3 protein-coding genes are annotated in these 1,548 nt (G+C 59.5%); 2 read left to right on the top strand and 1 reads right to left on the bottom strand.

The genetic code is table 11. From position 1 onward, the window contains the following. Window positions 1–48: 48 nt before the first annotated feature. Together BW09_RS10760 and brnA are read left to right on the top strand one after the other, a co-directional pair. Window positions 49–321 carry a BrnT family toxin gene (locus BW09_RS10760; protein ID WP_140464176.1) on the top strand — a complete coding sequence of 91 codons (273 nt, stop codon included), beginning with the start codon at window positions 49–51 and terminating at the stop codon, window positions 319–321. Continuing rightward, the gene (gene brnA, locus BW09_RS10765; protein ID WP_140464178.1) at window positions 305–589 is read left to right on the top strand and encodes a type II toxin-antitoxin system BrnA family antitoxin; all 285 of its coding nucleotides are present in this window, start codon (window positions 305–307) and stop codon (window positions 587–589) included. The genes BW09_RS10760 and brnA overlap by 17 nt, the downstream gene beginning before the upstream one ends. Before the next feature lie 77 nt (window positions 590–666). Here the strand turns inward: brnA and BW09_RS10770 are convergent, their stop codons facing one another. Then, the gene (locus BW09_RS10770) at window positions 667–978 is read right to left on the bottom strand and encodes a hypothetical protein (protein ID WP_044089382.1); all 312 of its coding nucleotides are present in this window, start codon (window positions 976–978) and stop codon (window positions 667–669) included. Window positions 979–1,548: the final 570 nt, after the last annotated feature.

Consider the following 1,548-nt stretch of genomic DNA (forward strand, 5'->3'; position numbering starts at 1 on the left):
TCCGGGGATGTCATGTTGATGTATGATTGATGCTATTGGGAGATTGTGATGGAATTCGAATACGATCCGGCAAAGAGCGCGAAGAACCTTGCCAAGCACGGCATCGACTTCGAGCAGGCCCAGTGCATGTGGGACAACTCGAAGACGGTGACGCTGATCGCTCCGAATCCCGGCAACGACGATGTGCGCTTCATCGTGCTCGGCATGATCGACGGCAAGCACTGGACGGCAATCACCACCCGACGAGGCAAGCGCATCCGCATCATATCCGTACGCAGGTCGCGAAAGAACGAGGAGGCATACTATGACAGCCAAGATTAAGCCCGATGCGAAGTCGATTACCAGCGACCAGCTCGAGGAGATGTTCGACAACGGTGAGGACATCCTCAACTACGTCGATCTGAAGAATCCCGTGGTCGAGCACCATCCCCCGCTGGAGAAGCGCATCACGCTGACGATGCCAGCATGGATGGTCAGCGAGCTGGACAACGAGGCCGCCGAACTGGCGATCAGCCGCAACGCGGTCGTCAACACCTGGATCGCCGACCGATTGCGTGCCATGCGCCGGCATGAAACCGTCCATGCCTGACAGCCGGAAACGATGAAAGCCCCGACCTCCGCCGCAGCTCGCGGCAGGGTCGGGGCTTTTCGTCGTCCTTTAGGCGCTTACGCCATCGTTGGCTGTGTCTTATTGGCAGCTAGATAGGCGGCGAGCGCCTTGCGGATCAGCGCGCTCTTGCCGATGTGTTCCTTGGTGGCCTGTGCGTGCACCTGCTCGTCCATGTCGGCGGTCAGGTACGCCTTGTAGAGCACGTCGGCCTTGGCGCGGGGGTTCTCGGCGAGGGGGCGGCGGGCGAAGATGTCGTCGAGGTCGTCCATGGTGATTGCCTTTTGTGGGCGGATGGTCTCGCCGATGATGTCGGGCGTGTGCTCGAAGTATTCGTCCGAGAGCTTGTCCCAATCGGTTTCGGTGGTCATGATGTCCTCCTTGGTTGGTCGTCGAACTGGTGCAGGCGTGGTGTTTCTGAGGCCGCCCCGAGGTTTTGTCCCGCTGGGGAGTTGTGACTGGGGTGTTTTGTCGGTCTGGTCGAGGTTTTGCTTCGCTGGGGGGTGCTGGCCGAGTCGTTATCCCGGTCTGGTCGAGGTTTTGCTGCGCTGGCGGGCGGTGATTGGGGCGTTATCTCGGTTGGCCCGAGGTTTTGTCCCGCTGGGGAGTTGTGACTGGGGTGTTTTGTCGGTCTGGTCGAGGTTTTGCTTCGCTGAGGGGTGCTGGCCGAGTCGTTATCTCGGTTGGCCCGAGGTGTTGCTTCGCTGATGGGCGGTGATTGGGGCGCTATCACGGGCGGTCCGAGGTTTTGCCTCGCTGAGGAGCTGTGACTGGGGTGTCTCGTCGGTTGGCCCGAGGTGTTGCTTCGCTGAGCTGGCTGAGGGGTGGTGTTTCTGAGGCCGACCCGAGGTTTTGCATCGCTGATTCAATAAGAACAACTCTCTAAAGCGCCACAAGGGTTTTGATGACTCCAAAAGTCCTTATAGCAGTTCTTATAGCGG

The sequence above is a fragment of the Bifidobacterium sp. UTCIF-1 genome (assembly GCF_006408915.1).
In the GTDB taxonomy this organism is placed as follows: Bacteria; Actinomycetota; Actinomycetes; order Actinomycetales; family Bifidobacteriaceae; genus Bifidobacterium; species Bifidobacterium reuteri.